The organism is Tenacibaculum piscium (assembly GCF_021390715.1).
Taxonomy (GTDB): domain Bacteria; phylum Bacteroidota; class Bacteroidia; order Flavobacteriales; family Flavobacteriaceae; genus Polaribacter; species Polaribacter piscius.
The window spans coordinates 26,938-50,327 of the sequence record NZ_JAJGWT010000011.1 but is presented as its reverse complement, the minus strand read 5'-3'; the positions used below and the strand labels follow the sequence as shown (position 1 = coordinate 50,327).

Sequence of the window (23,390 nt, the reverse complement as noted above, 5' to 3'; positions counted from 1 at the left end):
TGAATGGTTAGCGTATAAAAAAAACAACTTAAGATTACGTAAAGTTTGAAAAATTGCATAATTTTTTTCTGATTTTAAAAATGATTTAAAAGCTCGTTTTTTTTATGACGAGCAACAGGTATTTTTTTATCATTGTCCATAATCAAATAAGCTTCTGTTTTAAAAAATTTTTTAATTTTTTGAAGATTTACGACATATGAATTGTGAGTACGATAAAAAAGCTTAGTATCTAACATACTTGTTACGTCTTTTAAATTTTTACTTAAAAAGATATCTTTTTGATTTTCAATGGTTAAACGAGTATAACTACCATCAGCTTCGGCATAAATAATTTTCTGTACTTCAATAAAAGTTAAACAGCCATCAGTATGCACCGCTATTTTTTTTTTAGTTTGATTATTATTATAATCTAATAAAAAATCTTCAAAAGCATCAATATTTATGGCAGATGATTTACGTTGTTTAATACGCTCTATGGCTTCCTTTAACTGTGAGTTACTAATAGGTTTTAGTAAATAATCATATGCTCCTTTTCTAATCGCTTTTAAAGCATGTTCTCCATAGGCGGTAGTGAAAATAATAGCAAAATCATTGCTTTTTACTTTATCTAAAAAGGTAAATCCATTCATTGAAGGCATTTCTATATCTAAAAAAATAGCATCAATACTATTGGTTTTTAAAAAGGAAATAGCCTCTTTGGGTTCTGTAAATGTTTGTGTAACTATAATATCGTCTTTAAAACTTCCTAATTCCCAAATTAAATTTTCGATAGATTTTAATTCATCATCTACAATAATTACTCGAATCATTTTACATTAAATTTTAAGCTAATTTATTAATTATTTTTTCTAGATATATAACTGAAATTATAATATGACCAATTAAAACTATAACTAGTATAAAATAGTTTATGGTTTGTATTTTACTTTAAAAAAGTGATTCTATAAGGTTTATTAAACAAACTATAAAGATAAACTTACGAACTATAAAATAGGAGTTTTAAAGATTGTTTTATTAACGCAGGTTTGTACTGTATTAATAATTTAATTTTTATAGAAATGAAAAAAAATGTATTCACAATTTTAGCATTATTGGTAACGATAGTAACTTTTAGTCAAACAAAAATAGGAGCAAATTTAGTTTATGGATCAGAATCAGATTTAGGAATTGGAGCTAAGGCTTCGTTTGGTTTATCTGAAGAATTTAAAATTTCGCCAAGTATTAATTACTTTTTTTCTGAAAGTGTGCCAAACGTATCAATTACAACAATGAGCTTTAACGCAGACGCACATTATTTCTTTGAGATACAAGATAAATTTAGCTTGTATCCTTTGGCTGGTATCAATGTGTTTTATACAAGCGTATCTTCATCATACATTACATCGTATTCAGCTTCTTCTAATAGCTTTGGATTAAACTTAGGTGGAGGAATGAACTACCTATTATCTGAAAAACTAACCGCTTTTTCTGAAATAAAATTGATGTTAAATACAGGTAATCAAGTAGTTTTTTGTGCTGGCGTAATGTATAATCTATAAGTATTTATAATTTTTTTAAAACAACAATAATGAAAACAATAATAATGAAAACAATAAAATATATCTCTAAATTTATAGGTCTTATAATAGCGATTACTTTACTAATATCATGTTCTGAAAACAATCAAGAAGATGATTTAATAGACCCAGTATCTGATGGAAACTCATTTTATGAATTAAAAATAAACGGTGTTACTTATGAAAATAAAGCAATATCAAATGCGAGTGCGATTGTTGTAAAAGGTATCGATGAAGAAACTAAAAAAGCGATCAATACAACTTCTGCTTTTATAGAAAATGAACAAATACGTTTTAATGCTGTTATTCTTAAAATAGATGAGCAATTAAAATCTTTAGAAAGTAATCAAGAGGAGTATTCAACAATAATTATTACGTTAAATAATAAAATGTATTTTTCTAAAACAGGAACAATTACCATAAAAAAAGAGAAACCTTATGGTATTTTTAACTTAACGACACATCAAGTAGGGGCAGGAAAAACAGCCATTATTTTTGAGTTTTCAGGAACGTTTATAGATGTAAATGAAACTGAAATTCCTATTTCAGGAAAAATTAATATAGCAAAAGAACAAGCTATTTAAAATTGATAAAGATGGGAAAAGCAATGAAATTCATACTTGTACTATTTTTTTTATTTAACTATTCTAAAGCAGATGCACAATTTTGGAAAAAATTAATAAAAAAAGCGGAACAAAAAATTGAGCGAGAAGCAGATAACCGAGCAGAAAAACGGGTAAATAAAAAGATAGATAAAACATTTGATACTGCCGAAAATACAGTAGATGGCAAAATTAAAAAGAAAAAAATAAGCGACAAACTAAAAATACCAATAATATTGAAAGTTCCCAAACACCAAAAGGTTTTGGGAATATTCAAGGTATTATGAAAATGATGAAGGAAGATGTTCCTATCAAAGAAAAATATACGTTTAATAATACGATAACGGTAAAGCAATTTGGTAAGAATATGCCTTCTGAACCTGTAAAACAATCATTAGGAGATAATGCTTTTTTATCCGAAACGAAAAAAGATAAATTGATAATAGATGTTCAAAGCAACGCTATGATTACAATTAATAAAAGAAAAAAAAAAGCACAGGTTGTGTCTTTAAATATGCTTAAAGCTTTTGAAGGAGTTACTAATAGTGATGAGAAATTTTCGAAACCAATCATAACGAAATTAAGTGGTACGAAAATAATTATGGGATATGCATGTAAAGGTACTCAAATTAAGGATCATGATATGATAATTACCCTATGGCATACAAAACAAGTTAATATAGATTCTTCTGTAATGTTTGATTTTGCTTCTAAAATGCCTGGTGCAACAAAAAATATTTCGAAAATTTCATATTATAAAGAACTTGGTTTTGTAATGAAAACCAGCATTTTAACAACTAAAGGAAAACATCAATACGGTTCAGAAGTAATTAATATAGATAAAACTCCTTTTAGTATAAATATAAATAACTATAAAATAGTTAAACCTTAAAGCATACAATTATGAAAAAAACAGTTAAGATTTTAAGCTTATTACTGTTATTTATTACAATAATGTCTTGTAGTAGTAATGAAGATCCTACGTCAAAAAAAATAAATATACCAGAAGATGATACACCGAATCAAGATTATAAAGCATTAAGATTACATATTGATAGTATATATACGGATATAAAAAGTTTTGAAATTCCTAGTAAATTTCCTGGGCTTAATGAAGAGAAAACAAAACGTGTAACTGAATTATTTTCTAAATATAAAGAAGATATTCATAAATACGCAGATTTAATTTTAATACCTGAAAAAACAACAGTAACATCTTCTATCTATGAATATATTTATGATAAAGAGGTTCATAGCTGGGAAAACTCCTCAAATAATCAAATCAATCAGTTTACAATTATAGATAAAACTTATTTAGGTTATGAATTTACATATCAAAATTTGAATAAAGAAGGTAGTATAGTAAGTAAACCTTTAAGTGGTATTTTTAGGATTGATGATGATGTTGATTTTATCCTTTATGATGGTATAAAAGAATCTCAGAAAATGAATTGGAGATATTCAAAAAAGAAGTTTTTTTTTGTTATTTATCAAGGCAACAAGAGGTTTGTTGTTGATATATATAAAAAAGGCGAAAATGCTGGGCGTTTAACTGTTTACGATAAAGATATTCATCCTAAAGCTAGTGTAGAGGATTATCTTTGGGACTAAATTTTGAAATTTTATGTATTAAAAACACACCATTCTTTTATAAAAAAATGGTGTGTTTTTAAATATGATTTTTTTACAAATCGAAACCAATATTTACGCCTAATTTATTTGCAATTATAGCGTTTATTCGTTTTTTAACTTCTGGTATTTTTACGCTTTCTAAAACCGTATTAGCAAAGGCATACATTAATAATGCTTTTCCTTCTTTCTTAGGAATTCCACGTTGTTGCATGTAAAATAATGCTTCATCGTCTAATTGCCCAATCGTACAACCGTGCGAACATTTCACATCATCAGCAAAAATTTCTAATTGTGGTTTTGCGTTGATTGTTGCTTTATCACTAATTAAAACATTGTTGTTTTGCTGATACGCATTTGTTTTTTGAGCCTTTTTATCAACAATTACTTTACCGTTGAAAACTGCTGTAGAACGTCCGCCATAAATCCCTTTGTAATCTTGATGAGATTCACAATTAGGTTCAATATGATGCACCAATGTATGATGATCGATATGTTGTTTTCCTTCAGAAATCGTAATTCCTTTTAAAATAGAGTCGATATGTTCTCCTCTTTGATAAAAATTCAAATTATTACGGGTAATATTTCCTCCAAAAGAAAAAGTATGCACAGAAACAACACTGTTCGATTTTTGTTCGATATATACATTATCAATTAATGACGCATTTTCTACATCATTTTGAATTTTATACATATCAACCGTAGCATCTTTAGCCGCATAAACTTCTGTTACCGCATTTGTTAAAACAGGGTTCGATGTTAAACTTTGATGACGCTCAATAATTTGAACATGCGCATTTTGTTCGGCAATAATCAAGTTACGAGGCTGAGTCATTACAGCAACATCATTTTTATCCGTGGTAAAATAAATAATCTGTATCGGCTTTTGTACTTCTACATTTTTAGGAATATAAATATACGCTCCTTCGTTTGCAAATGCCGTATTTAGCGATGTTAAATTATCTTGTTTGGCTATTTTATTGAAATAATTTTCAATAATAGTTTTATATTTCGGTTTGGTCAATGCTGATGACATTAAGCAAACATCAATAGTATCGTGTGTCGTTTCTGATAAGAAAGAACTATATTTTCCGTTGATAAACACAATTTTATAAGTGTCAATATCGTGGATAAAATATTTTTTCACATCGGCTAAATCAATTGCTCCATCCGAGTTTGGAAAAATATTATAATCGTGTTTTAACACTGAATTTAAAGACGTGTATTTCCATGCTTCTAATTTCTTAGTAGGAAATCCTAGTTCTTCAAAATTTTGAAGTGCTTTACTTCTAATATCGTGTACATCACAATTAATATCTTCGCCATTCTCAAAGGCAACATATGAGGCGGTTATTTTGTCTTTTAATTCCATATTTCTTTAAGAATTAACTTCGTCTTTAATCCAATCATATCCTTTAGCTTCTAATTCTAAAGCTAATGAAGCATCGCCAGATTTTACAATTTGACCATTGTATAAAACGTGAACAAAATCAGGAACGATATAATCTAATAAACGTTGGTAATGTGTAATAACAATTACTGCATTATCTTTCGATTTTAATTTATTAACTCCGTTAGCCACGATACGTAACGCATCGATATCTAAACCAGAATCCGTTTCATCTAAAATGGCTAATTTAGGTTCAAGCATTGCCATTTGAAAAATCTCATTACGTTTCTTTTCTCCACCAGAAAAACCTTGGTTTAAAGAACGAGATAAAAATTTACGGTCAATTTCTAACAATTCTGATTTCTCACGAATCATTTTTAACATATCTTTTGCAGGCATGTCTTCTAAACCTTTGGCTTTACGATTTTCGTTAATTGCCGTTTTTATAAAGTTGGTTACAGAAACTCCAGGAATTTCAACAGGATATTGGAATGATAAAAACACGCCTTTATGCGCTCTTTCATCAGGAGATAACTCGCTGATATCTTCGTCATTTAAGGTTATTTTTCCTTGCGTAACTTCGTATTCTTCTTTTCCTGCGATAACATTTGCTAAGGTACTTTTACCAGCTCCGTTAGGACCCATTATAGCATGGATTTCACCAGCTTTAATTTCTAAATTCAATCCTTTTAAGATTGATTTATCTTCTATGTTAGCGTGTAAGTTTTCTATTTTTAACATGGTAATATATCTTTGTTATTGGCTATTAACCAACGCTTCCTTCTAAACTGATTTCTAATAATTTTTGTGCTTCTACAGCAAATTCCATTGGTAATTTATTCAGTACTTCTTTACTAAATCCGTTTACGATTAATGCAATTGCTTTTTCGGTATCAATTCCACGTTGATTACAGTAAAATAATTGGTCTTCCCCAATTTTACTAGTTGTCGCTTCGTGTTCTATCTGTGCCGATTTGTTTTTCGTTTCAATATATGGAAACGTGTGTGCGCCACATTCATTCCCCATTAATAAAGAATCACATTGAGAAAAGTTACGTGCATTTTCGGCACGTGGTCCTATTTGAACCAATCCTCTATAACTGTTTTGTGATTTTCCTGCGGATATTCCTTTAGAAATAATGGTTGACTTAGTATTTTTACCTAAGTGAATCATTTTAGTTCCTGTATCAGCTTGCTGATAATTATTAGTTACAGCAATTGAATAAAATTCTCCAACAGAATTATCTCCTTTTAAAATACAACTTGGATATTTCCAAGTAACTGCCGATCCTGTTTCTACTTGAGTCCAAGAAACTTTTGCATTGGTTTCACAGATAGCTCTTTTAGTTACAAAATTGTAAACACCACCTTTTCCTTCTGCATTTCCAGGATACCAGTTTTGAACCGTAGAATATTTAATTTCAGCATCGTCCATGGCAATTAATTCAACAACTGCGGCATGTAACTGATTTTCATCTCTACTAGGAGCGGTACATCCTTCTAAATAAGAAACATAACTTCCTTTGTCGGCAACAACTAAAGTTCTTTCAAATTGTCCTGTTCCTCCTTCGTTAATTCTAAAATACGTTGATAATTCCATCGGGCAACGAACACCTTTTGGGATGTAACAGAAAGATCCATCAGAAAAAACTGCTGAATTTAATGCTGCATAAAAATTATCGGTAGTAGGAACAACAGTTCCTAAATACTTTCTTACCAATTCAGGATGTTCTTGAATTGCTTCCGAAATAGGCATAAAAATAATTCCTTTTTTACCTAAAGTTTCTCTAAAAGTGGTTGCAACAGAAACTGAATCTATTACAATATCAACAGCAACGTTGGCTAACTTTTTTTGTTCATCTAAAGAAATTCCTAAACGTTTAAAAGTATCCAATAATTCAGGATCAACTTCGTCTAAACTGTTTAATTTTGGCTTTTCTTTTGGCGCTGAATAATACGCAATGTCTTGAAATTTTGGTTTTTCATAATGAACATTTGCCCATTCTGGTTCCTCCATTTTTTGCCAAACTCTAAAGGCTTCTAAACGCCAGTCAGTCATCCATTGCGGTTCGTTTTTCTTTTTAGAAATTGCACGAACCACATCTTCATTTAACCCTTTTGCAAAGGTTTCACTTTCTATATCAGTATAAAAACCATATTCATATTCTTTGGTTTTTAACTCTTCTCTTAAATCGTCTTCGGTATACTTGCTCATAAGTGAGTTGTAATTTTATAAAGAAAAACTTTCGCCACAACCACAGGTGCGATTTGCATTCGGGTTATTAAAAACAAAACCTTTTCCGTTTAAACCTCCAGAATACTCTAAAGTAGTTCCTACAAGGTATAAAAAACTTTTTTTATCAACAACAATTTTTATGTTGTTCTCTTCGAAAATTTTATCGTTTTCTTGGGTGCTTTTGTCAAAAGTTAAGTCGTACGATAATCCTGAACAACCACCACTTTTTACGCCAACACGTACAAAATCTACTGTAGCATCAAAGCCGTCATCCGTCATTAATTCAATAACCTTCTTTTTTGCTGTTTCTGAAACTTTTATCATATTTTTAGTGGTTTAACTATAAATAAGTTGCAAATATACTTACAAAATATGATTTTTATCAGCTTTTTAATCAATAAACTATGTAATTTTACAGGAGCCTTTTTCTTAAAAAGTAACATCAAAATTAAACATAAATAAAATCAAACATAAACGGTACAATGCTAAAACAATTATTCGTGTTTTTTATTTCTATTAGTTTTTTTTCGATATCAGCACAGCTTCAAAATACATCTCATGATAAATATCAAAATTTAAAAGATAAAACAACAACCGATTTCTTTAAACTAAAAACAAAACCCGATACCAAAGAAAAAGTAGATGCACTTCTTCTATTATTTAAAAAATCTGCCATCAAAAAATATGTGGATTATAGCATCGCCGAAGAAGCAATCAAAACCGCTCGGAAAATTTATTATGTTGATGGAATTGCCAAAGGATATAGCAGAATTGGCGTTACAGCTCGCTATCAACAGGAATATTATAAATCGATAGAAAATCATAAAAATGCTTTAAATTATTTTCAAAAATCGACAGATACACTCGCTAAAGTGAAATGTTTGAATAGTTTGGGTGTTACTTATCGAAAAATAAATTTAGAAAAACAAGCCTTTAAATACTATTTTGAAGCCTACGGTTTAGCCGATAAAATAAAAAGTGATAGAAGTAAATCAATAGCTTTAAACGGAATTGGAAATGTTTTTTCAAATATAAATGAACATCAAAAAGCATTGTATTATTTTAAAGAAGCCTTGAAAATTGAAGAAAAAAACAACAACGAAAGAGGCATCGAATACGGTCTTGCAAATATCGGTGAATCATTTATTTATTTAAAATCTTACGATTCTGCCTACGTTTATTTAGAAAAAGCAATTTTATTATCAACAAAAAACAAACGAAAAGATAGTAAAGCTATCAAATTAAACCTTTTAGGACTTTTATATCAAAAGAAAAAAGAATACAAAAAAGCAAATAGTTATTATAATCAAGCAAAAAATATTTTTGAAAAAACAAAAAACATTCGATATTTAAGTAATACTAAAATTAATATCGGAATTAATAATTGCTACTTAAATAAACGAAAAATTGCCTTGTCTTTTATCGAATCAGGATTAAATGACGCTATAAAAATAGACTCCAAAGAAAATATTTTATTAGGATATAACGCACTTTCTAATTTCTATATCAAAAGTGAAAAATATAAAAAAGCCTTAGAAATTAATCGAAAAGCAACCGCACTAAAAGATACAATGCTTAATGAAGCCTCTCAAAAAAGTATCATAAGTTCTCAAGTTGCCTACGAAACCTATGAAAAAGATAAGAAAATAAAACAACTCGATAGCGATAATCAAAAAAATCAACAAAAAGCAAAAAATAATTTTAATAAATTATTATACGGAGGCGTTTTAGTCGCAATTATTTTTATTGGAGCAACCATTCTTTTTATTTTAGATAGAAAAAATACTGACCTTAAATTACAAAATGCGAATAAAGATATTCAAAATTATGTGTTGCAATTAAATGAGTTGAAAAATAACGTGTCAAACGCTAAAAGAGTATCGGTAGAAGATAGAATTTCTTTGTTAGATTTGACAAAAAGAGAAGCCGAAGTGTTGCAACTTATCGTAAAAGGATACCAAAATACGGATATTTCTAAAGAATTATTTATTTCCGCAAATACCGTCAAAACACATATTAAAAATATCTACGTAAAATTAGATGTAAAAAATAGAGTGCAAGTAATTAAAAAAGTTGTGGTTTAAAAAAGTAGTGTGGCAAGGGGTTAAAACCCCTTGTTGAAAAATAGTATTTAAATAAATTAAAAATCATACAGAAAAATAACTTTTTCTGTATGATTTTTTTTTACACCTTGATTTTAGGGAGGTTTTTAACTAAAATCACCCGAATAGGTGATGTAAATCGCCCGTAAAAATGAACTAAAAAAGTAAGGTTGTCGCTAGTTTTGTAGTAAAACAAACTCAAAATTATGCGACTATGAAAACATTAATTACATCAAAAAGTATTTTTAAAGTGATGCTTTTTTTCGGTTTTATGCTCTTTTTTCCTCAAAAATCGAATGCTCAATTCTTTAAGAAATTATTGAAAAAAGCAGAAAACAAAATTGAAAGAGAAGCTGAAAAACGTTCAGAAAGAAGAGTCAATAAAAAAATTGATAAAGAATTCGATAAAGTAGAAGATAAGATTGATGGCAAAAAGAAACCCGAAAATCAGCCAGAAAATCAAAAAAACAAAACGACTGAAAATGATAAAAAAGTATCAGTAAAACCATCGGAAGAAGTAACCGAAAAACCCAAAAAAAGAACGGTAATCTGGAATAAATTCGATTTCGTGTCTGGTGATACCGTAATTTTTGAAGACAATCCAAGTATATCCGAAGAAAATGGCGAATTTCCTAGCCGTTGGGATTTATATAAAGGAGGAGCAGAAATAGCCGAAGTTGATGGAAAACCTGTAATCACCTTTATTACAGATATCGGAAATATGCACAGCAAAGGAATTGTTCCGTATTTAAAAGATGCTGAAAAAGATTATTTACCCGAAATTTTTACTATCGAATTTGATGCCTTTTTTAATCCGAATATATATAACGAACGCTATTATGTAACATTTTATGATAAAAAAAATCAATCGAGAAATGGGATTTCACAACTAACAATTTATGTGAATCAAGTAAGAATGAAGGATAGCGAGGGAGCTTTATCAGAAAAAGACCGTTCAAATCGTGATAAAATTGCGGGTTGGAGACACGTATCAATAGCTTACACAAAAGGGAAATTTAAAGTTTATTTAGAAGATGAACGATTAATAAATATTCCACATTTAAAAGGAAATCCGACAGGATTAACAATGACGGCAGGTTCGAAAGGAATGTATATCAAAAATATTCGTATCGCAAAAGGTGGCGTAAAATATTATGACAGAGTTTTATCCAAAGGAAAAATAATTGTAAACGGAATTAAATTCGATGTGAATAAAGTTACTCTTAAACGTGAAAGTATGGGACCTATCAATAAAATTTTTCAATTGATGAGAAAACAACCCGATTTGAAATTTAGCATCGAAGGACATACCGATACTGATGGCGATTCTGAAAATAATCAAAAATTATCGGAAGGAAGAGCCAAAACCGTTAAAAATAAATTAATCAGCTTGGGGATTTCTGCAAGCAGATTAAAAAGTAAAGGTTTCGGAGAATCAAAACCACTAGATAACAACAATACATCCGAAGGAAAAGCAAACAATAGAAGAGTCGAATTTGTGAAATTTTAATCGTTTTAAAATCAATAAAAATAAACATAAAAAAATGAAAGCAATACTAACAAGCCTGCTTATTATTATCAGTATGATGAGCTGTAAGGGTAATGAGAAAAATCAAAAAAACACTGATAATCAGCAGAAAACGATAAAAAGATACAATTTATCCGAAGGAAAAATAACCTATAAAACAACCATTTCAGGGAAAATTATGGGTGGAAATATACAAGGAAACGGAACAGAAACACGCTATTTTAAAAATTGGGGAGCTGTGGAATTGGTAGAAACAAAAAATACGCAAACCACTACGATAAGTATTCTAGGAAATAAACAAGTAACAACGGATAATCATCATAGCATTAATAAATTAGATAATGGAGAAAGTTATACCGTAGATTTTGAAAGTAAAAAAATATACGCCAATAGAAGCCCTGTTATGGATTTAATAAAAACCCTAGAACCAAATGCCAGTGCCGAAAAAATAGGCAAAAAAATGCTTGAAAGTATCGGAGGAAAAGAAATAGGAAAAGAAAAAATAAACGGTGTTTTATGTGATGTTTGGGAAATCCCTGGAGGAAAACAATGGATGTATAAAGGCGTGGTTTTGAAATCGGTAATTACATTAATTGGAGTTACTACAACAACCGAAGTTGTTACGATGGATTTTAATAAAAACCCTTCTGATAAAGACTTAGAACTTCCTGATTTTCCAATAGTGAAACAACAAGGTTTTTTAACAAATATTGAATTTGATGAGGAAATGAAAGGCGATGTCGATGATATGAAAAAAGAACTCGCCAAAATGAAAAATATGTCTTTTAAAGAATGGAAATATCAAGCAACTAAAAATGACCCAGAAATGAGAGAAATGAGCGATGAAGAATTACGTAAAATTTATGATATGATTCAAAAAATGATGCCCAAATAATTCTTCAAAAAAAAATAAAAAAACTTTTAAATAATTCTTAAAAATAAATAACATGAAAAAATTACTTACAGCAACAATTATCTTAATAACACTAATCGTAACATTTTCATCTTGTAGTAAAGATGATAATTTAGAAAGTAAAGACATTAAACGATATAATGTTGAATCTGGAATAATAAAATATGTAACAACAATATCGGGAACAGTTGCAAGTGGAACTGTAAATGGTTCGGGAACGTCTCAATTATATTTTGAGAATTGGGGTGCAAAAGAACTTAAAAATGAGCAAAGTACCACAACAACTGTCGTTATAATTCCTATTTCTAATCAGAAAATTACAGATGTTAGTACCACTCATAATACTTATAAAATCGATAATGAAATGATTTATACAGTCGATTATGATACTAAAACAATTTTCACAAAATCAGACCCGCTAATTGAACTTATGCGTTTGAATGATTATGATGCTGTTGAAGCAGGTAAAAAAATGCTAATTTCAATGGGAGGAACACAATCTGAAAATGAAGAATTTAAAGGATATGATTGTGAAATATGGACTGCTTTAGGCTCGAAACAATGGATTTATAAAGGAATTACTCTTAAAATAGTTTCAGCAATTGGCGGTATTATAACCACTCAAGAAGCAACAGATATTAAGTTCGATGTATCTGTAAATGAAAGCTACTTTAAATTACCAGATTATACGCATAAAAATATTGATGAGCTGTAAATCATATTGATATAATTAATCCTTTAGGAGATAATTTTATTAAAAATAAATATCAAAAAAAATGCAACAAAAAATAATCGTAGTATTTGTCTTACTGATGTCTTTAGCTTCTTTAACAGCCGAAGCACAAGATTTAGTTTCAGGAAATTGGAAGCTTACAAAAGTAGAAGATCAAGGAATTATTAATGAGGTTAATACCGAATTTACGTTCTCTAAAGAAGGGAAAATTATGGAGCGTGGAAGGGAATTTGGTCAATGGGAAATTAAGCCAAATAAAAAAGAAATTGTGTTGAAATCTTCTTTTTCAGAGGATGAATTTAATGGCATACACAAAATAAGTAAACTGACTAAAAAAGAATTTATTTTCTCTAAAAAGCAAATGCGTTACTTTTTTAAGAAAATTGATTTAAAAGCAATTTCAAAAGGCAATAAAAAATCAAAATTAATGGGAACTTGGAAATTAAATCATAAAGATTTTGATGATTTATTTCTGATATTAAAATTACCGAACAATTTTATTTTTGTAAGTGCTAGCCCAAATTCAGTAAGTTCAGAAAAAGGAACATGGGAATATTTGCGAAAAACAAAAGAGTTAAGTATTCAAGGAACTCGTGGGATTTTAAAAGGAAAAAGTAGGGTAAAAGATGTTTCTGATGATTTTTTAGCCCTAATAAGACCGCAAGAAACCTTGTTTTTTGATAACGTAAATTTTGATAAAAATCCGATTCAATGGCTCGATTTTAAATCAGAAGATTTAATGTCAGAAGAAAATCAACAAGAAAATCAGCAACAAAATAATCAAGAAAACGAAGCACAAAAACTGCCAAAAGCATGGAGAAATCAACAGAATTTCAATGAAAATTTAGCCAATTTTAAAAACCTAGCATATAAATATGCAACTTATGTAAAAGAAGCTGAAACTTTTCGATTTTCAAAAATTTGTAAAAATATTACGATAAATAAAGAAGAGCAAAGCGTTTCAATCGCTAATAAATTGATAACAAAATACGATACCATTCAAACTTCAGAAAATTATAAAGGAAATATGGTAAATCGGTACAATTCTTTTTTTCCTGAAAAAACGCCCGATTATTATAAAATTATCGGAAAAGAAACTATAAATAATCAAAATTGTACCGTCGTAATAGGCGTTTTAGGCGATGAAAAAATAAAATATTGGATGATTGATAACAGTCCTGGTGTGTATGCTAAAATTATCAAACAAACTACTGATACCTTTTTTAATGAAACAACATATACTATCGAAACGTTAACGGAATCAATAAAAAAATAATAAAAATCAATAAAAAACAATCAAAATTATGAAAACAACAACACTTTTTATCGCAATTTTTACGACACTTTTAGCCGTGTTTTCAACCACAAAAACACAAGCTCAAACAAAAGATGGAACTTTTTTAGCAGGTGCAGGAATTGGATATGCTTCAGAAATTAATTCTTTAGGATTGTCAGCAAAAGGAGTTTATATTATTAATGAACAATGGGAAGCAGCGGCATCATTTACGTATTTTTTACCAAAAAAAACCTACGGTTTTGACTTAAAGTGGTACTCTTTTGACGTAAATGCTCATTATGTTTTTTCATCAAAAGATAAAACAACTTTTTATGGTTTGGCAGGAATTAATGCCTTAATGGTAAATGTTCCAACCTTCGATTTTGAGGGCGATTATGACGATATTTACGATGATATTTCTGACGATTCTCAAAATATTTATGAGGAATATAATAAAGACTATAATAAAAATTATAATGCCAAAGAAACAAGCTCTACAACAACCGATTTTGGCGTAAATATAGGGGCAGGAGCTCGTTACGAAATTTCAAAATCAATATCTTTAGTAGGCGAAGCAAAATATACGATTACAACAGGTGGGTTTTTTCAAATAGGAGCAGGAGTTTTATTTGCTTTTTAATGAAGTTTTTATCCTAAAAAAATAGTTAATTAAAAAAAAACAGGAGTTGCTTAAAAACAATTCCTGTTTTTTTGATGAAAATTATTGCGAAATAGCTCCCAAACTAAAAACGCCTTTTTTACCATTTTCAAACATTATTTTTTGAGCTTCATAGTTTTTTGTTAAATCAGTATTTAATTCATTCAAATTCCAGTTTTTAGGATTTTTAAACCATTCTGCAATATTCATTTTGATTTCAATAGTCGCGTCATTTTTAATTGAAATCACACCCAATTCTACCGAAAAAGAACTCTCTTCTGTTTTGTTGGTTTTCGGATTAAATGCATGTATCATATCATAATTAAACTTGGAATAAACGTTAGTACTATCTAAATAAGTTCCGCTCATTTTTATCAAATGATAATCGCTGTTTAATTTGTCTGATTTGTCTGATTTTTTTGTGTCAATATCATTTAAAGCTGTTCCAAAAGTCATCGAAACTTTATAAATTCCTTCGGATATTTTCTCTGATAAACTGGGTGTTAAACTTTTTGAATCTTCTAAATTTACTAAATAATGTGTTTTAAAAATGGTAGAATCGCCACCCGCATCAGTAAAAATAATTTTCGAAATTACATAGTGTAAACTATCAATTGTAAGTTTTGTTCCTAATTTATTCGTGAATTTGGTGCGACTCAAATCTTCGGAAGTTACAGGTGTTTCATCCCAATTTTGAGTAAAATTAAGTTTGATAGTGGCGTGTTTAATTAATTCGTCATCATCGGTACTACAAGAAAAAAATACGGCACTTATAATAAATAAAAAAAAATATTTCATTCGGATATTATTTAGGTTTTAAAAGTCAAAAAAAAGTCAAAAAAAAGTTAATAAAAAAATCAATAAAAGAGCATCAAAGATAATTAAATACTTGTTGTTATCTTTGCCAGATGTTAGAAGATAAAAATCAAGAAAGAACCTCATTAGCTGAATTAGGAGAATTTGGATTAATAAACCATTTAACCGAGCATTTTAAGCTGTACAATTCATCAACAACAAAAGGAATTGGAGACGATGCTGCGGTCATTAGCGCATCAGAAAAAGAACGCTTAATAACTACCGATTTATTGATTGAAGGCGTGCATTTTGATTTAAGCTACATGCCTTTAAAACACTTAGGATATAAAGCCGTTATGGTGAATTTATCAGATGTGTATGCGATGAATGGTGTTGCCGAACAAATTACGGTTTCCATAGCGGTTTCAAACCGTTTTCCGTTAGAAGCTTTGGAAGAATTATATGCAGGAATTCAACTTGCGTGTGATACGTATAAAGTAGATTTAATTGGCGGTGATACGACATCATCAACCAAAGGAATGTTGCTTTCGATTACTGCAATTGGAACAGCGAATAAAGAAGAAATCGTGTATCGAAATGGCGCAAAACCAACGGATTTAATTGTGGTTTCAGGAGATTTAGGAGGCGCGTATTTAGGATTACAAGTTTTAGAAAGAGAAAAACAAGTATTTCAAGTAAATCCAGAAAGTCAGCCAGATTTAGACGCTTATACGTATTTAATTGAACGTCAATTAAAACCAGAAGCACGTAAAGATATTGTCGAATTATTGAAAGAATTGGACGTGAAACCAACTGCTATGATTGATATTTCTGATGGATTATCTTCGGAAATAATGCACATTTGTACGCAAAGTAAAACGGGTTGTAAAATTTATGAAGATAAATTACCGTTAGATCCACAAGTTATTTCAACATCCGAAGAATTTAATATGGATAGCACGATGATTGCATTAAGTGGTGGCGAAGATTACGAACTCCTTTTTACAGTTCCAATTGCCGATTTTGAAAAAATTAAATCAAATCCAAACTTATCAATTATTGGACATGTTGTAGAACAAAATCAAGGAATGAATCTTGTAACACGTGCCGATCAAGAAATTGAACTAAAAGCACAAGGATGGAATACTTTTAAAGAAGGTTCTCAAGAATAAATCCAAAATATATTATAAACCATACTTTTTAGAAGTGTGGTTTTTTTTTTGCCATTTTTTTCAAGATTATAATAATTTGAAGCAATTTCCCGCTTTCCGCACTCGCTCTTTTTTGAAGAAAAATCAAAAAAGGAGCTCAAACAAATGCTTCAATCGGGGCTAGGCATTTGATTTATCTATTCATTTCAAATATATTTTCATCATTCTTGCCTTCAAAGTATTATTAGATACGGTACGAGCGTGACGCTCGCACTAGCAATGAAAAATGCTAGCGCAAGCATCTTGCTTGTGCCGTCAAATAAAAATAGAACTGAGTTTCTTTTTAGTATTAAAAAGTATAAAAAGCAATAGTTAAGGAAATAATTAGAGTAAAAATAACCCTAAAAATCAATAGAAAATAGCTTAAAACCAAGCTATCAAAAAACAAAAAAAATAATCTGTTGAAAAAAGATAAACACTAGTATTTTAGATTTTTATCTTGTAAATATTGCTATTTGTCTATAAGGAAAATTAAAAAATAAAATATTTTTTTATAAAAAAAATAAAAATGGCGTAAAAATTGTATATTAGTAATCAGAAGTAAAACTATTTATTAACTAAAAAAAACAAAAAGAAAATGGGAATTTTTTCATTTATTAAAAACGCTGGAGCTAAAGTATTTGGTGTAGGAAAAACAACGGAAGAAGAAGCGGCTGAAAAATCTGCAAAATTAGTAGATGCTGTAAATACGCTAGAATTACCTGTTGAAAATTTAGCAATCGTTATAGACGAAGACAAAGCAACTATTTCTGGAGAAGCAGCTGATTTAGCAACCAAAGAAAAAGTTATTTTAGTAGTAGGAAATACTAATGGAATTGGTTCTGTTGAAGACAATATGACCGTTGCACCTGTTGAGGTTGTAGCAGAAGTAGAAGTTGTTGAAGAAATAATGGCACAATTTCATACCGTAGGAAGTGGAGATACTTTAGGGAAAATAGCAAAAGAATTTTATGGTGATCCAATGAAATATACCGTAATTTTTGAAGCAAACAAACCAATGTTATCACATCCTGATAAAATTTATCCTGGACAAGTATTAAGAGTTCCTGCTTTAATTGATTAATTAAAAGGAATTTATAGATAAAATCTAACGTAATTTAGAGAAGAAAGGCACTACAAACGTAGTGCTTTTTTACGTCCAAAAATTCAAGAATAAACCGCATCTTTGTAGCTTTTTTAAACAGATTAGAAGTATCCTGAAAAAGTATCTCAAAAAATATTAAAATGAATCAAAGAACACTGGCTTTAATAGCATTATCAGTAGCTACGCTCATTTATGGCGTTACCTTTACCATCGCAAAAGAAGTGATGCCAATGTATATTAAACCATTTGGATTTATCGTAATTCGAGTAGGAGGTGCGGCTATCGTTTTTTGGACGCTAGGGCTTTTTATCAATAAAAAATCAACTGAAACAGCAAGAAAAATAGTAATTGAAAAATCAGATTATAAAAAAATAAGTATTGCCGCCTTTTTTGGAGTTGGGTTAAATATGCTTACTTTTTTTAAAGGATTAAGCTACACAACGCCCATCAGTGCTTCGGTAATGATGGTTACAGCACCCATTTTAGTCTTGATTTTTTCGAGTATTATCCTAAAAGAACGCTTAGTTTTACAGAAAATAATCGGTATTATCATAGGACTAATCGGTGCAATTATTTTAATCGTTTACGGAAGTACCTCCGATGGTGCAACCAAAAATATGATGTTCGGTAATTTTTTAGTATTTATTAACGCTGCTTCTTACGGAATGTACTTAGTACAAGTGAAAAAAATAATAGGAAAATACCATCCAATTGTATTTGTAAAATGGCTCTATTTATTCGGTTTAATATTCGTTTTACCCTTCGGATTTTTAGAATTAATCGAAATTCAATGGCAAGTAATGCCAATATCAATCTACTTAAAAGCAGGTTTTGTCGTACTATTCACTACCTGTATTACGTATTTATGTAATTTATTTGCCCTAGTAAGATTAAAACCAACAACCGTAAGCGTTTTTATCTATTTACAACCAGTAATCGCAGCTATTTACGCCTTGTTGGTCGGAAGCGATAGTTTCGATACCGTTAAAATAATGGCAACATTATTGATATTTTTAGGTGTGTTTTTAGTATCAAAACAAGTAGTTTCGGTTAAAAATAAATAACAGTATCTTTGCTTTTCTAAATTGACGATATGATACAGTCTATGACGGGTTATGGAAAATCCGTATTACAGTTGCCATCAAAAAAAGTAACCATTGAAATTAAGTCGCTAAACAGTAAAAACTTAGACTTAAATACCAGAATCCCTTCTTATTACAGAGAAAAAGAACTATCCGTTCGTAAAAAATTAGCGAGTAATCTGGTGCGAGGTAAAATAGATTTTTCTATTTATGTAGAAATGACCGCCGAACAAACATCAACAACCGTCAACAAAATAGTGGTTGAAAATTACATCGAACAGCTAAAAAAATCACTCGGAAATTCACTCGGAAATATATCGACTATTGATGAAAATCAAAAAATTGAATTCCTGAAAATGGCCATCAGAATGCCTGATGCCCTGAAAACAGAACGTGAAGAATTAGACGAAAATGAATGGACGCAAATTGAAATCCATATTGAAGAAGCGTTAAAAGAAATCATCGCATACAGAACCGATGAAGCCAAATCTTTAGAAAAAGATTTTCAACTACGAATCGCCAATATTCAAACAGCTTTACAAGAAATTAAAGAACTTGATAGCCAACGAATTGTTAACGTAAAAGAACGTTTGCAAAAGGCATTAACCGACTTGAAAATCGAAATTGATGAAAATAGATTCGAACAAGAATTAATCTACTATCTAGAAAAATTAGACATCAACGAAGAAAAAGTACGCTTAGAAAATCACCTGATTTATTTCCTAGAACAACTAGAAACAAACGATTCTAACGGAAAAAAATTAGGATTTATCGTGCAAGAAATTGGACGAGAAGTAAATACAATGGGCTCAAAAGCTAATTTTGCAGTAATGCAAAAAATAGTCATCCAAATGAAAGACGAATTAGAAAAAATAAAAGAACAAATTTTAAACGTTTTGTAAGATGTCAGAAAATTCTAAAAAAGACTTTAAAGGAAAATTATTAGTGTTTTCAGCTCCCTCAGGTTCAGGAAAAACAACCATTGTTCGACACTTATTACAACAAGAAAAACTTAACCTAGAATTTTCAATATCAGCAACCTCAAGAAAAGCAAGAGGCGAAGAGATTAATGGCGAGGATTATTACTTTATTTCTGCTCACGAATTTAAACAAAAAATTAAAGCAGATGAATTCTTAGAATGGGAAGAAGTATATCGAGATAACTTCTACGGAACTCTAAAAACCGAAGTAGAACGCATCTGGGCTTTGAAAAAACACGTTATTTTTGATATCGATGTTGCAGGAGGACTGCGTATCAAAAGTAAATTCCCTGAACAAACATTAGCCGTTTTTGTAAAGCCTCCAAGTATTGATGAACTCAAAATACGACTCAAAAAAAGAAGCACCGAAACCGAAGACAAAATAAATATGCGTATCGCTAAAGCATCCGTAGAATTGGCAACCGCACCGCAGTTTGATAAAATTATAAAAAATTACGATTTAACAATCGCTTTAAAAGAAGCAGAAGAATTAGTTCTTGATTTTATATCATAAAATAGTAAAAATAATAATACATATATTTTAAAACGGATTATGGGAAATTTCAGCAAAAATATCGGTCTGTATTTCGGAACTTTTAATCCTATTCATATAGGACACTTAATTATCGCCAATCAAATGGTCGAAAATTCCGATTTAGATGAAATTTGGATGGTCGTAACACCTCATAATCCGTTTAAAAATAAAAATACCTTACTCAATAATTACGACCGATTCGAAATGGTGCAATTAGCAACCAAAAGTTACGATAAAATTAAAGCGTCCGATATCGAGTTTACCTTGCCACAGCCAAATTATACCATCAATACATTAACGCATATTTCGGAACAATATCCGAACTATAATTTTAACCTAATTATGGGAGAAGATAATTTGAAAAACTTCCATAAATGGAAAAATTATCAAGCTATTTTAGACGATTATCAATTATATGTGTATCCTCGAATATCCGAAGGAATTGTAGCCAATCAATTTATAAAACACGCCAAAATTCATCGAATTGAAGCTCCAATTGTACAAATATCTTCCACAATGATTCGAAATGGAATCAAAAATAATAAAAATATAAGACCATTAGTAGCAACGAAAGTTTGGGAATATATCGATAAAATGAACTTTTATAAAAAATAGTTTCGCTAAATTTTCATTAAATTTTCGTTGTATATTTGAAAAAGCTTCAAATTAAAAAAGTATAACGTGCCTCAAAATAAAAATAAAAAGAAACTCAAACATAAACTTAAACAAAAACTAGTCGATAAATATCGATTGGTAATTTTAAATGAAGATACTTTTCAAGAGAAATTTTCATTAAAATTATCACGCTTAAATGTCTTTGTTTTTAGTGGTGTTTTTTCAATCGTATTAATTGGATTAACAACCCTGTTAATCGCCTTTACTGGACTTAGAGAATATATTCCTGGATATTCCTCAACCTCATTAAAAAAGAAAGCTACCCGATTGGTATATCAAACCGATTCCCTAAAAACCCGATTGGCTGTTATTGAACAATTTACAAAAGCTTTGAAACCCGTTTTAACAGGTGAAATAGGTCCCGATAAAATAGATTCTATACAAACAGAAATTAAAAATATAGGCGTTTATCAACAACAATTACAAGCTACCAAAGAAGATTCCCTATTTAGAGAAAAAGTGGAAATGAAAGACCGATTTCCATTATCCGAAGGAGCAGAAGGAAGAGCTAAAGTGGTGTTTTTTTCGCCCCTAACAGGTACCGTTTCTCAAATTTTTAATAGAGATGATAAACATTATGCTATTGATATTGTTGCAAAATCAGGAACGCCCGTAAAAGCAATTACTGATGGAACCGTGATTTTAGCAGAATGGACAGCAGAAACAGGTTATGTATTAACCATACAACACGCTAATGAATTTATATCGGTATATAAACACAATGGAACACTATTAAAACAACAAGGCGATATTGTCAAATCAGGCGAAGCCATTGCTAGTGTTGGTGATACAGGTGAATTATCAACAGGACCACACCTGCATTTTGAATTATGGAATAATGGATTTCCCGTAAATCCAACCGATTATATAGATTTTCAATAATAAAAATCAGCTAAAATATTGTATCATGAGCATCAAAGCATTATTAGCCATTCCTTTTGCTAAACAAGTACGAAAACAAGTGTATAAATGGGCAAATAATCCGCATAAAACACAACAAAAAGTATTCGAATATTTGGTGTCAGAAGGATGTAAAACAGCTTTTGGTAATGATCATGATTTTGTGTCAATCAATAATTATGAAGATTTTAAAAAACGTGTTCCAATTACCGATTATGAAGGATTACGTAGCTATGTCGATAGGATGGTCGCAGGAGAAGAAAATATTTTGTGGAAAGGAAAACCACTGTATTTTGCCAAAACTTCAGGCACAACTTCTGGAGCAAAATATATTCCGATTACCAAAGAATCAATGCCAACACATATAAAATCGGCACGAAATGCCTTACTTTTTTATATTGCCGAAACAAATGATGCTAGTTTTGTAAATGGAAAAATGATTTTTTTACAAGGAAGCCCTGTTTTAGAAGATTTAAACGGTGTCAAATTAGGACGATTAAGCGGGATTGCAGCCCATTATGTACCGAATTATTTATTGAAAAATAGGTTGCCAAGTTGGCAAACCAATTGTATCGAAGATTGGGATACAAAAGTTGATAAAATAGTAGAAGAAACCATTGATCAAGATATGTCAGTCATTAGTGGAATTCCGTCTTGGGTGCAAATGTATTTTGAAAAATTAATCGCCAAAACAGGAAAACCAATCGCAGAAATATTTCCGAATTTTAATTTCTTCGTATATGGAGGCGTGAATTTTGAACCGTATAAAAATAAATTCGAAACGTTAATCGGAAAAAAAATTGATTATATTGAATTATATCCCGCTTCCGAAGGATTTATCGCGTATCAAGATTCGCAAACCGAAAAAGGAATGTTACTGCAATTAAATTCAGGAATTTTTTATGAATTTATTCCAGCATCTGAATTTTATGAGCAAAATCCTACACGAATTTGTTTAAAAGATGTCGAATTAAACGTAAATTATGTCATTATTTTAAACACTTCCGCAGGACTTTGGGGCTATAATATCGGCGATACTATCGAGTTTATATCACTGAAACCCTACCGAATAAAAGTTACAGGACGTATTAAACATTTTATTTCCGCCTTTGGCGAACACGTAATCGGAAAAGAAGTTGAAAAGGCTTTAAATGATGCAATTATCGGTACAAAAACCACGATAAGTGAATTTACCGTTGCTCCACAGGTAAATCCTGAAAGCGGATTGCCGTATCATGAATGGTTTATCGAATTTGAAAATGAACCCGAAAATTTAACCGAATTAGCACAGAAAATGGACGCTTCTATGCAACATCAAAATGTATATTATTTTGATTTAATTACAGGGAAAATATTACAACCGCTTATCATCAGAAAAGTGAAAAAAGGTGGTTTTCATGAATATATGAAATCAATTGGAAAGTTTGGCGGACAAAATAAAATCCCACAATTATCAGACAATCGTAAAATTGCCGAAGTCTTAAAAAACTTTTTAGTGTAGTTTT

The 23,390-nt window shown here is 30.0% G+C and carries 25 protein-coding genes; 19 read left to right on the top strand and 6 right to left on the bottom strand.

Annotated features, from left to right (window positions below; genetic code table 11):
* Positions 1 to 74: 74 nt before the first annotated feature.
* A complete protein-coding gene (locus L0U77_RS10460; RefSeq protein ID WP_233884672.1) occupies positions 75 to 809 on the bottom strand; it encodes a LytR/AlgR family response regulator transcription factor in 735 nt (244 codons plus the stop codon).
* A gap of 249 nt (positions 810 to 1,058) precedes the next feature.
* Here L0U77_RS10460 and L0U77_RS10455 point away from each other — a divergent pair, with 249 nt between their 5' ends.
* From L0U77_RS10455 to L0U77_RS10435, 5 genes are read left to right on the top strand one after another with little or no spacing between them, the layout of a single operon-like run.
* Complete coding sequence (locus L0U77_RS10455; RefSeq protein ID WP_101917827.1) at positions 1,059 to 1,538, top strand: outer membrane beta-barrel protein; 480 nt, start codon at positions 1,059 to 1,061, stop codon at positions 1,536 to 1,538.
* 29 nt (positions 1,539 to 1,567) lie between these two features.
* Positions 1,568 to 2,140, top strand: coding sequence for a hypothetical protein (locus tag L0U77_RS10450; RefSeq protein ID WP_233901150.1), 573 nt, complete (start codon positions 1,568 to 1,570; stop codon positions 2,138 to 2,140).
* 11 nt (positions 2,141 to 2,151) lie between these two features.
* Complete coding sequence (locus L0U77_RS10445) at positions 2,152 to 2,445, top strand: hypothetical protein (RefSeq protein WP_233901149.1); 294 nt, start codon at positions 2,152 to 2,154, stop codon at positions 2,443 to 2,445.
* 2 nt (positions 2,446 to 2,447) lie between these two features.
* Positions 2,448 to 3,050, top strand: coding sequence for a DUF4412 domain-containing protein (locus tag L0U77_RS10440; RefSeq protein ID WP_233901148.1), 603 nt, complete (start codon positions 2,448 to 2,450; stop codon positions 3,048 to 3,050).
* A gap of 11 nt (positions 3,051 to 3,061) precedes the next feature.
* Positions 3,062 to 3,769 carry a hypothetical protein gene (locus tag L0U77_RS10435; RefSeq protein WP_233897924.1) on the top strand — a complete coding sequence of 236 codons (708 nt, stop codon included), beginning with the start codon at positions 3,062 to 3,064 and terminating at the stop codon, positions 3,767 to 3,769.
* 73 nt (positions 3,770 to 3,842) lie between these two features.
* Here L0U77_RS10435 and sufD read toward each other — a convergent pair whose 3' ends face one another.
* The 4 genes from sufD to L0U77_RS10415 are packed head-to-tail and all read right to left on the bottom strand — an operon-like array spanning position 3,843 to position 7,737.
* Entirely contained in the window at positions 3,843 to 5,159 is a 1,317-nt protein-coding gene (sufD, locus tag L0U77_RS10430; RefSeq protein ID WP_101917823.1) for a Fe-S cluster assembly protein SufD, read from the bottom strand.
* 6 nt (positions 5,160 to 5,165) lie between these two features.
* Positions 5,166 to 5,918, bottom strand: a complete 753-nt coding sequence (gene sufC, locus L0U77_RS10425) for a Fe-S cluster assembly ATPase SufC (RefSeq protein ID WP_233897923.1) — start codon at positions 5,916 to 5,918, stop codon at positions 5,166 to 5,168.
* Between the two features lie 25 nt (positions 5,919 to 5,943).
* The gene (gene sufB / locus L0U77_RS10420; RefSeq protein WP_233901147.1) at positions 5,944 to 7,392 is read right to left on the bottom strand and encodes a Fe-S cluster assembly protein SufB; all 1,449 of its coding nucleotides are present in this window, start codon (positions 7,390 to 7,392) and stop codon (positions 5,944 to 5,946) included.
* Between the two features lie 15 nt (positions 7,393 to 7,407).
* Positions 7,408 to 7,737: a HesB/IscA family protein gene (locus L0U77_RS10415; RefSeq protein WP_101917820.1), complete on the bottom strand. Its 330-nt coding sequence runs from the start codon at positions 7,735 to 7,737 to the stop codon at positions 7,408 to 7,410.
* A 158-nt stretch (positions 7,738 to 7,895) separates the two neighbouring features.
* Between L0U77_RS10415 and L0U77_RS11900 the strand changes: the two genes are divergently transcribed.
* From L0U77_RS11900 to L0U77_RS10380, 6 genes are all read left to right on the top strand, one after another.
* Positions 7,896 to 9,497, top strand: a complete 1,602-nt coding sequence (locus L0U77_RS11900; protein ID WP_276530255.1) for a LuxR C-terminal-related transcriptional regulator — start codon at positions 7,896 to 7,898, stop codon at positions 9,495 to 9,497.
* 232 nt (positions 9,498 to 9,729) lie between these two features.
* Positions 9,730 to 11,025, top strand: a complete 1,296-nt coding sequence (locus L0U77_RS10400) for an OmpA family protein (protein WP_233901146.1) — start codon at positions 9,730 to 9,732, stop codon at positions 11,023 to 11,025.
* A 34-nt stretch (positions 11,026 to 11,059) separates the two neighbouring features.
* Entirely contained in the window at positions 11,060 to 11,938 is an 879-nt protein-coding gene (locus tag L0U77_RS10395; RefSeq protein ID WP_233897920.1) for a hypothetical protein, read from the top strand.
* Positions 11,939 to 11,990: 52 nt separating this feature from the next.
* Positions 11,991 to 12,671 (top strand): hypothetical protein, encoded by a 681-nt coding sequence (locus L0U77_RS10390; protein WP_233897919.1) that lies wholly within the window; start codon positions 11,991 to 11,993, stop codon positions 12,669 to 12,671.
* A gap of 61 nt (positions 12,672 to 12,732) precedes the next feature.
* Positions 12,733 to 13,965, top strand: a complete 1,233-nt coding sequence (locus tag L0U77_RS10385; protein ID WP_233901145.1) for an META domain-containing protein — start codon at positions 12,733 to 12,735, stop codon at positions 13,963 to 13,965.
* 28 nt (positions 13,966 to 13,993) lie between these two features.
* The gene (locus L0U77_RS10380; protein ID WP_233861097.1) at positions 13,994 to 14,605 is read left to right on the top strand and encodes an outer membrane protein; all 612 of its coding nucleotides are present in this window, start codon (positions 13,994 to 13,996) and stop codon (positions 14,603 to 14,605) included.
* Between the two features lie 81 nt (positions 14,606 to 14,686).
* Here L0U77_RS10380 and L0U77_RS10375 read toward each other — a convergent pair whose 3' ends face one another.
* Positions 14,687 to 15,421: an MbnP family protein gene (locus tag L0U77_RS10375; RefSeq protein WP_233884661.1), complete on the bottom strand. Its 735-nt coding sequence runs from the start codon at positions 15,419 to 15,421 to the stop codon at positions 14,687 to 14,689.
* 110 nt (positions 15,422 to 15,531) lie between these two features.
* On the opposite strand from L0U77_RS10375, the gene thiL reads away from it, so the two are divergent.
* The 8 genes from thiL (at position 15,532) to L0U77_RS10335 (ending at position 23,386) form a co-directional block, all read left to right on the top strand.
* Positions 15,532 to 16,590, top strand: a complete 1,059-nt coding sequence (thiL, locus tag L0U77_RS10370; protein ID WP_193706666.1) for a thiamine-phosphate kinase — start codon at positions 15,532 to 15,534, stop codon at positions 16,588 to 16,590.
* Positions 16,591 to 17,206: 616 nt separating this feature from the next.
* Positions 17,207 to 17,692: a peptidoglycan-binding protein LysM gene (gene lysM, locus L0U77_RS10365; RefSeq protein ID WP_101917810.1), complete on the top strand. Its 486-nt coding sequence runs from the start codon at positions 17,207 to 17,209 to the stop codon at positions 17,690 to 17,692.
* 161 nt (positions 17,693 to 17,853) lie between these two features.
* Positions 17,854 to 18,777 carry a DMT family transporter gene (locus L0U77_RS10360; protein ID WP_101917809.1) on the top strand — a complete coding sequence of 308 codons (924 nt, stop codon included), beginning with the start codon at positions 17,854 to 17,856 and terminating at the stop codon, positions 18,775 to 18,777.
* A 29-nt stretch (positions 18,778 to 18,806) separates the two neighbouring features.
* Positions 18,807 to 19,697 carry a YicC/YloC family endoribonuclease gene (locus L0U77_RS10355; protein ID WP_233884653.1) on the top strand — a complete coding sequence of 297 codons (891 nt, stop codon included), beginning with the start codon at positions 18,807 to 18,809 and terminating at the stop codon, positions 19,695 to 19,697.
* A 1-nt stretch (position 19,698) separates the two neighbouring features.
* Entirely contained in the window at positions 19,699 to 20,289 is a 591-nt protein-coding gene (gene gmk / locus L0U77_RS10350; protein ID WP_233901144.1) for a guanylate kinase, read from the top strand.
* Positions 20,290 to 20,328: 39 nt separating this feature from the next.
* Entirely contained in the window at positions 20,329 to 20,925 is a 597-nt protein-coding gene (gene nadD, locus L0U77_RS10345) for a nicotinate (nicotinamide) nucleotide adenylyltransferase (RefSeq protein ID WP_233884647.1), read from the top strand.
* Between the two features lie 66 nt (positions 20,926 to 20,991).
* Positions 20,992 to 21,867, top strand: a complete 876-nt coding sequence (locus L0U77_RS10340) for a M23 family metallopeptidase (RefSeq protein WP_233884644.1) — start codon at positions 20,992 to 20,994, stop codon at positions 21,865 to 21,867.
* Positions 21,868 to 21,892: 25 nt separating this feature from the next.
* Positions 21,893 to 23,386 carry a GH3 auxin-responsive promoter family protein gene (locus L0U77_RS10335; protein WP_233901143.1) on the top strand — a complete coding sequence of 498 codons (1,494 nt, stop codon included), beginning with the start codon at positions 21,893 to 21,895 and terminating at the stop codon, positions 23,384 to 23,386.
* Positions 23,387 to 23,390 lie beyond the last annotated feature (4 nt).

Coding starts and splice junctions, on each gene's coding strand:
- thiL (WP_193706666.1), top strand. CDS start 15,532: ATGTTAGAAGATAAAAATCAAGAAAGAACCTCATTAGCTGAATTAGGA.
- L0U77_RS10440 (WP_233901148.1), top strand. CDS start 2,448: ATGATGAAGGAAGATGTTCCTATCAAAGAAAAATATACGTTTAATAAT.
- sufD (WP_101917823.1), bottom strand. CDS start 5,159: ATGGAATTAAAAGACAAAATAACCGCCTCATATGTTGCCTTTGAGAAT.
- L0U77_RS10375 (WP_233884661.1), bottom strand. CDS start 15,421: ATGAAATATTTTTTTTTATTTATTATAAGTGCCGTATTTTTTTCTTGT.
- L0U77_RS10335 (WP_233901143.1), top strand. CDS start 21,893: ATGAGCATCAAAGCATTATTAGCCATTCCTTTTGCTAAACAAGTACGA.
- gmk (WP_233901144.1), top strand. CDS start 19,699: ATGTCAGAAAATTCTAAAAAAGACTTTAAAGGAAAATTATTAGTGTTT.
- L0U77_RS10445 (WP_233901149.1), top strand. CDS start 2,152: ATGGGAAAAGCAATGAAATTCATACTTGTACTATTTTTTTTATTTAAC.
- L0U77_RS10460 (WP_233884672.1), bottom strand. CDS start 809: ATGATTCGAGTAATTATTGTAGATGATGAATTAAAATCTATCGAAAAT.
- sufC (WP_233897923.1), bottom strand. CDS start 5,918: ATGTTAAAAATAGAAAACTTACACGCTAACATAGAAGATAAATCAATC.
- L0U77_RS11900 (WP_276530255.1), top strand. CDS start 7,896: ATGCTAAAACAATTATTCGTGTTTTTTATTTCTATTAGTTTTTTTTCG.
- L0U77_RS10400 (WP_233901146.1), top strand. CDS start 9,730: ATGAAAACATTAATTACATCAAAAAGTATTTTTAAAGTGATGCTTTTT.
- L0U77_RS10380 (WP_233861097.1), top strand. CDS start 13,994: ATGAAAACAACAACACTTTTTATCGCAATTTTTACGACACTTTTAGCC.
- L0U77_RS10355 (WP_233884653.1), top strand. CDS start 18,807: ATGATACAGTCTATGACGGGTTATGGAAAATCCGTATTACAGTTGCCA.
- L0U77_RS10435 (WP_233897924.1), top strand. CDS start 3,062: ATGAAAAAAACAGTTAAGATTTTAAGCTTATTACTGTTATTTATTACA.
- L0U77_RS10390 (WP_233897919.1), top strand. CDS start 11,991: ATGAAAAAATTACTTACAGCAACAATTATCTTAATAACACTAATCGTA.
- L0U77_RS10360 (WP_101917809.1), top strand. CDS start 17,854: ATGAATCAAAGAACACTGGCTTTAATAGCATTATCAGTAGCTACGCTC.
- L0U77_RS10450 (WP_233901150.1), top strand. CDS start 1,568: ATGAAAACAATAATAATGAAAACAATAAAATATATCTCTAAATTTATA.
- L0U77_RS10395 (WP_233897920.1), top strand. CDS start 11,060: ATGAAAGCAATACTAACAAGCCTGCTTATTATTATCAGTATGATGAGC.
- L0U77_RS10455 (WP_101917827.1), top strand. CDS start 1,059: ATGAAAAAAAATGTATTCACAATTTTAGCATTATTGGTAACGATAGTA.
- nadD (WP_233884647.1), top strand. CDS start 20,329: ATGGGAAATTTCAGCAAAAATATCGGTCTGTATTTCGGAACTTTTAAT.
- L0U77_RS10385 (WP_233901145.1), top strand. CDS start 12,733: ATGCAACAAAAAATAATCGTAGTATTTGTCTTACTGATGTCTTTAGCT.
- lysM (WP_101917810.1), top strand. CDS start 17,207: ATGGGAATTTTTTCATTTATTAAAAACGCTGGAGCTAAAGTATTTGGT.
- sufB (WP_233901147.1), bottom strand. CDS start 7,392: ATGAGCAAGTATACCGAAGACGATTTAAGAGAAGAGTTAAAAACCAAA.
- L0U77_RS10415 (WP_101917820.1), bottom strand. CDS start 7,737: ATGATAAAAGTTTCAGAAACAGCAAAAAAGAAGGTTATTGAATTAATG.